At 74.0% G+C, this 6,000-nt stretch carries 5 protein-coding genes and 1 pseudogene; 3 read left to right on the top strand and 3 right to left on the bottom strand.

What is annotated here, in order from left to right; genetic code table 11:
• Nucleotides 1-96: 96 nt before the first annotated feature.
• The 3 genes and pseudogenes from ACWDNY_RS26405 to ACWDNY_RS26395 all read right to left on the bottom strand — a co-directional run.
• Nucleotides 97-306 (bottom strand): annotated as a pseudogene (locus ACWDNY_RS26405) (hypothetical protein); the annotation flags it as partial.
• 58 nt (nt 307-364) lie between these two features.
• The gene (locus ACWDNY_RS26400; RefSeq protein ID WP_451648287.1) at nt 365-1,381 is read right to left on the bottom strand and encodes a DNA topoisomerase IB; all 1,017 of its coding nucleotides are present in this window, start codon (nt 1,379-1,381) and stop codon (nt 365-367) included.
• Nucleotides 1,382-1,393: 12 nt separating this feature from the next.
• Complete coding sequence (locus ACWDNY_RS26395; protein WP_451648286.1) at nt 1,394-2,197, bottom strand: SDR family oxidoreductase; 804 nt, start codon at nt 2,195-2,197, stop codon at nt 1,394-1,396.
• Between the two features lie 249 nt (nt 2,198-2,446).
• Here ACWDNY_RS26395 and ACWDNY_RS26390 point away from each other — a divergent pair, with 249 nt between their 5' ends.
• The 3 genes from ACWDNY_RS26390 to ACWDNY_RS26380 are packed head-to-tail and all read left to right on the top strand — an operon-like array spanning nt 2,447 to nt 5,511.
• A complete protein-coding gene (locus ACWDNY_RS26390) occupies nt 2,447-3,484 on the top strand; it encodes a PHP domain-containing protein (RefSeq protein ID WP_451648290.1) in 1,038 nt (345 codons plus the stop codon).
• A gap of 43 nt (nt 3,485-3,527) precedes the next feature.
• Complete coding sequence (locus ACWDNY_RS26385) at nt 3,528-4,184, top strand: HAD family hydrolase (protein ID WP_451648285.1); 657 nt, start codon at nt 3,528-3,530, stop codon at nt 4,182-4,184.
• Nucleotides 4,185-4,239: 55 nt separating this feature from the next.
• Nucleotides 4,240-5,511 carry an FUSC family protein gene (locus ACWDNY_RS26380; RefSeq protein WP_451648284.1) on the top strand — a complete coding sequence of 424 codons (1,272 nt, stop codon included), beginning with the start codon at nt 4,240-4,242 and terminating at the stop codon, nt 5,509-5,511.
• Nucleotides 5,512-6,000: the final 489 nt, after the last annotated feature.

Genomic DNA, 6,000 nt, shown 5'->3' with positions numbered 1-6,000 from the left:
CCCGGTGTCTCCCAGGGTGAGGTGCTCACCTCGATGACCCTCTTCACGCTGCTCTACGCGATCCTCGCCGTCGTCGAGGAGAAGCTGCTCGTGAACACCGCCGACCCAGCGGACGACGTCCGGATCGTCCAGGTCGTGCACCGTTATCCCGAACGCGGCGGCGGCCTCGAGGACGTCGATGACGGTCTTCGCCTCCCCGACCACCTGACCGTCGATCTCCACGACCCGGAACGGCGGGTCGCCCGGTTGCACCCCGAGCACCAGGATCCGTGGACGGGACATGTGCGGGCTCGCGACTTCGGTCATGCCATACAGCCTAGAACGGGACACACCCGGACGAAATTCTCAGCGCCGCCGCTCGGAGTCACCGCTCCAGAAGGTCCAGTACGGCCGCCTCGACGGCCCCCTGCGTGGCCGGCCGGCCAAAGTCACCGTGCTCCCCCAGCAGGGTGAGCGCGGCAGCGATCGTCTCGCCCTCCTCGAACAGCTCGAACACCTTCGGGTCGATGTAGGAGGAGCGGCACACCGCGGGCGTGTTGCCGAGGTAGCGGCTGACCTCACGGACCGCCCGGGTGATCTGCCGGCGCCGGGCCGCGACTGTCGCACGGGCCTCCTCGGTGGTCACGGAGACCGCCACGGCCGCCAGCACGGTGGCGTGCCAGGTGCGGAAGTCCTTGGCGGTGATCTCGGTCCCCGCGAGTGTGCGCAGCGCGTCGTTCAGGTCGTGTCCGTGCAGGTCGTGCCAGGCGCCCCGGTCCCAGTACACGAGCAGCCGCTCCCCTCCGCGCCGACGCCGCAGCAGGGCCCGCACGACGGCGTGCGCCTCCTCGTCCACCAGTGCCCGTACGAGCTCGACGCCGCCCTTGGCCGGGAAGGAGAACGCGATCTCGCCGTGGTCGCAGGTGACGTGCTCGCGCAGCATCGTGGTCAGGCCGTAGGTCTCGCTCTTCTCGGTGTGCCGGTCGCTGCCGATGCGGAAGAAGCCGAGATCGAGCAGGCGCACGGCGCAGGCGGTGACGCGGTCGCGGCTCAGGCCCTGGCCCGCGAGGCCGGCCGCCACCCGCGAGCGCAGGTCGGGCAGGGCATGGGCGACCCGCCGTACGTGCTCGTGCTTGGCCTGGTCCTGCTGGGCGCGGAACGCCTCGTGGTACAGGTACTGGCGACGCCCGGCGTCGTCCGTGCCGACGGCCTGGAGGTGCCCGTTGGGCCAGGGGCATATCCACACCTGGCGCCAGGCGGGCGGGATGGTCAGGGCTCGGATCCGGTCGAGCTCGCCGGGGTCGCTGAGCGTCTCGCCGTGGGTGTCCAGGTAGCGGAAGCCGCGACCGCACCGCACGCGGGTGAAGCCGGGGCGCTCGCACGAACAGGTGCGCAGTCTCATCCGGTGCCCCGCTCAGGGACGGCGCCAGTCGTCGCCGGTCAGGTGCGACCCGGCCATCGGGCCCATGCGCAGCATGCCGCCGTCGACGCTCCAGGAGGCGCCGGTGACGTAGGAGGCGTCGGCACCGGTGAGGAAGGCGATGACGGCCGCGACCTCGCGGGCGTCGCCGGGACGGCCGAGGGGGACGCCGGGGCGGTGCTCGGTGTGGACGTCCGTGTCCTCCTGGCCGGTCATCGGGGTGGCGATCTCGCCGGGCGCCACGGCGTTGACGGTGATGCCGTGCTCGGCCAGTTCCAGGGCCATGACCTGGGTGAGCAGTCCGAGACCGCCTTTGGCCGCGCAGTACGGGGCTGCTCCGACGCGCGGCTGGTGCTCGTGCACGGACGTCACGTTGACGATGCGGCCGCCGTCGCCCTGCCGGATCATCCGCCGGGCCGCCTTCTGGGAGCACAGGAACGGGCCGACGAGGTCGACGTCGAGGACCTGGCGCATGTCGTCCAGCCCCAGGTCGAGGAAGGGCGTGGCGGTGCCCGTGCCGGCGTTGTTGACCAGTACGTCGATGCGGCCGAGCTCCTCGGACAGGGCGTCGACGGTGTCCGCGGCCGCGGGCAGCCCGGTGAGGTCCATGGGGGCGACGGCGGCCCTGCGCCCCTTGGAGCGGACCTCCGCGGCGGTCTCCTCGGCGCCCTTCTCGTCGCTGTGCCAGGTGATGCCGACGTCCATCCCCGCCTCGGCCAGGCGGACGGCGGTGGCGCGTCCGATGCCGGAGTCGGCGCCGGTGATCACGGCCACCCGGGATGCGGAGAGGGCGGACATGAGGGAACCTCCTGGATGCCGTAGCGCTTACGGATGGGCCTCGCCAGTACCCGGGCGCGCACCGGGCAAACCGTATTCCCGGTTACCGCCGGAAACACGGTTCCCGGTCGCCGCCGGGCGCCCGGCGCGGCTCCTTCCCGGGTCGTCCCGCCGGGACGGCTCGCCGGGCACGCCTCGCCCGCGGCGCGCGGGGCGGCTCGTGCCGTGCGACGGGTTGCGGGGTGGGGAACCCTGGAGGCGGAGGTGGTGATGGACCCCGTCGAGGCACTGGACCGGATCGCCTTTCTGCTGGAGCGCTCCCAGGCGCCCACCTACCGTGTGCGCGCCTTCCGCACGGCGTCCCGGACGCTGGCGGAACTGCCCGCCGGCGAGGTGGCCGCACGCGCGTCCAGCGGGCGGCTGGAGTCGCTGAAGGGCGTCGGCCCGAAGACCGCGCAGGTCGTCCGGGAGGCACTGGCCGGGCAGGTGCCCGGTTACCTGCGCAGGCTGCAGGACGAGGCCCGGGAGCCGCTCGCCCGGGGCGGAGAGGAGCTGCGGTCGCTCATCCGCGGCGACTGCCATCTGCACTCCGACTGGTCGGACGGCGGCAGCCCGATCGAGGAGATGGGCCGGACGGCGGCCGGCCTCGGCCACGAGTGGGCGGTGCTGACGGACCACTCCCCCCGTCTGACGGTGGCGCGAGGCCTGTCCCCGGAGCGGCTGCGCGAGCAGCTCGCGGTGGTGGCGGAGCTGAACGAGACCTGGGCTCCCTTCCGTCTGCTGACCGGCATCGAGTGCGACATCCTCGACGACGGCTCCCTCGACCAGGAACCCGAGCTGCTCGAACAGCTCGACGTCGTCGTCGTGTCGGTGCACTCCAAGCTGCGGATGGACGCCGACGCGATGACGCGCCGCATGGTGGCCGCCGTCCGCAGCCCGCACTCCGACGTCCTCGGCCACTGCACGGGCCGGCTGCTCACCGGGCGCGGCCGGCCCGAGTCGGTCTTCGACGCCGGCGAGGTGTTCGCCGCCTGCGCCGAGACGGGGACGGCCCTGGAGATCAACAGCCGCCCCGAGCGCCTGGACCCGCCCCGGCGGCTGCTGCGCCAGGCCGTCGAGGCGGGGGTGCTGTTCTCCGTCGACACCGACGCGCACGCGCCGGGCCAGCTGGACTGGCAGATCCTCGGCTGTGCGCGGGCGGAGGAGTGCGGGGTGCCGGCGGACCGTGTGGTCACCACGTGGCGCATGGAGGACCTGCTGGCCTGGACCCGGGAGCGCCGGACGCCGTCCGGAGTGGCGAGCGCCTGACGTGGTACCCGGGGACACCCAGGGACGAGAGGAAGGACCCCGGATGGACCGTGCCGCCGTGTTCGACGTCGACGGAACCCTTGTCGACACCAATCACCTCCACGTGGTCAGCTGGTGGGAGGCCTTCCGGCAGGCGGGGCACCGGGTGACCATGCACGCCGTCCACCGCTCGGTGGGTCTGGGCTCCACCGACCTGATCGCCCACCTGCTGGGCGAGGACCGCGACGCGGACCAGGACGCCGAGCTCAGTGCCGCGCACAAGGCGCTGTACGGCCAGTACTTCGACCGGCTGCCCGCCCTGCCGGACGCGGGCCGGCTGCTGCGGCAGCTGCACCGCAACGGCTGGAAGGTGGTCCTGGCCACCTCGGCGAGCGGCCGGGAGCTCAGCGCGCTGCGCCGCGCCATCGACGCGGACGACGTCATCAGCGCCACCGCGAGCGCCGACGACGTCGAGGAGGGCAAGCCCGCGCCCGAGCCGGTCGAGCACGCCCTGCGGCTCGCGGGGGTCCCCGCCGAGCGGGCCGTGTTCGTGGGCGACACCGTCTGGGACATGCAGGCCGGCAGCCGTGCCGGCGTGCGCTGCGTAGGTGTGCTGTGCGGCGGCATCCCGCGCGAGGACCTGGAGAAGGCGGGCGCGGAGAGGGTCTACGACGACCCCGCGCACCTGCTGGCGTCGCTGGCGGACAGCCCGCTGGCCTGAACGTGGGGCAGGTCACCGGCTTGGACCCCCCTGGCCCCGGGATACCCGGCACGGCATGACGCGTGTGAGCGAGGCTGTGGGAGAGAACGTGGAGGACGGTGACGGCGGTGCCGTGACCGGCGGCAGGAGCCCGGCGGGGGCGGTGCGCCGGGAGGCGCAGGCGGTCGGCCGGGCGGTCCGGTCCGTGCGGCGTGGGCCGGGCCGGGAGCGGGACCTGTTCGTGCAGTCGCTGAAGGCCGCGGCCGCGGCACTGCTCGCCTGGCTCGTCGCGCGGGTCTGGCTCGACGACCCGATGGCCCTGATGGCCCCCTGGGCGGCGCTGGTCCTCGTCCAGGCCACGGTGTACAGCTCGCTGCGGCAGGCGGTCCAGCAGCTGGGGGCGATCTGCGCGGGGACGCTGCTCGCGTCGGCGACGCAGGCGGCCACGGGCGACACCCTGGTCGCCCTGGCCGTGTGCCTGCCCGTGCTGATGCTGCTGTCGAACTGGTCCCGCTTCGGCGACCAGGGCATCTACGGCGCCACGACGGCCGTGTTCACCCTGGCCTCGGGCAGTGTGCCGGTGTCCGCGGTGGGCCACCGGGTGGGCCAGGCGGCGCTGGGCGCGGTGATCGGCGTGACGGTGAACGCGTTCGTCCTGCCGCCGATCCATCTGCGGGACGTCAGGGAGAACCTCGCGGCGCTGGCACGGGAGGCCGGAGACGTCCTGTGCGCGATCGCGGAAGGCCTGCGCGAGGGGGACTGGGACGCGGACACCGCGGCGGACTGGTCGCGCCGCTCGTCGGGGATCGAGCACCGCCTTCAGGCGGTGCACTCGGCCCGCCGCTGGAGCCGAGAGAGCCTGCGGCTGACGCACCGGCCGCTGCGCGCGCTGCGGCGCCTTCCCACCGATGTGCCGCCGGAGGCGGAGGACGAGCGGTGGAGCCGCGTGACCGGCCACGTCAGGGCCCTGACCCGGACACTGGAGGTCGCGGTCGACGACGCCCGAACGCCACAGCCGCCCGCCGCCGAGGAGCTGCGGACGTACGCGGACCTGCTGAGGCTGATCGCGAACGCCTGCCACGCGGAGAGCGGCCGTCTGCAGGGGTCGGACGCCCACCACCCGCAGGGCGGGACGGAGACGGCGATGTGGGAGCTGCGCGGGCGGCTGGAGTCCGGGCTGCGTGAGCCGGCGCAACGGGAGGCCACCCGGGCGACGGTCCTCGGGTCCCTGCTGCTGCAGGCGGAGAACCTGTGGGCGGAGGTGGTCACCCCGGCCTCCGCCGGGGGTGACGCAGGTCACGGCGGAGACGGGTGTTCGACGGAACACCAGCCGGTGGTTTCCCGTTGAACCGTCCGTGGGTGCGGATGGGACAGTGTCCCCGGGCCTCACCTATTGCCCACAGGGACGATCGTTCGGCTGAAGCCCTGTGGAGCGTCTCGCCGCGAGGCGACCGCCATGCGTGCCCACCTTGACCGCCCCGACCGCGATCCCCCCGTCCGGTCGGGGCTTTCTCATGCCCTCGCGCATCTCCAGGCGCCGGGCGCCCGGCATCTTCCGCACGCCGGGCTGCCGTCCACGCACCGCGCGCGGGCCGGGTCGCGCTTGACCTGGAGTGCCCTCCCCTCCTCAGCGTTCCAAGGTCTGGGCGGCGTCCACCTGGAGGACTGCGACACGCAGAGAGCCGGGCCACCGCGCCTGACGGACCGTTCACACGCCGGCCGGGCCGGCCGCCGGGACGGGCCGGTCCATGTCCCCGGCCCGACCGGCTTCCGGGGCGGCCCCGGTGGCGAGCGGGCAGGACCGCTGCGGGCCGTCGGGGCCGGTGCGCGGGGCCCG

It is taken from the genome of Streptomyces sp. NPDC003697 (assembly GCF_053587115.1).
The sequence above is the reverse complement of the archived record's forward strand: the minus strand, read 5'-3'. Positions and strand labels throughout refer to the sequence as shown.

Excerpts from the sequence above, each read along its gene's own strand:
- ACWDNY_RS26395 (WP_451648286.1), bottom strand. The coding sequence starts at position 2,197 with ATGTCCGCCCTCTCCGCATCCCGGGTGGCCGTGATCACCGGCGCCGAC.
- ACWDNY_RS26390 (WP_451648290.1), top strand. The coding sequence starts at position 2,447 with ATGGACCCCGTCGAGGCACTGGACCGGATCGCCTTTCTGCTGGAGCGC.
- ACWDNY_RS26380 (WP_451648284.1), top strand. The coding sequence starts at position 4,240 with ATGACGCGTGTGAGCGAGGCTGTGGGAGAGAACGTGGAGGACGGTGAC.
- ACWDNY_RS26400 (WP_451648287.1), bottom strand. The coding sequence starts at position 1,381 with ATGAGACTGCGCACCTGTTCGTGCGAGCGCCCCGGCTTCACCCGCGTG.
- ACWDNY_RS26385 (WP_451648285.1), top strand. The coding sequence starts at position 3,528 with ATGGACCGTGCCGCCGTGTTCGACGTCGACGGAACCCTTGTCGACACC.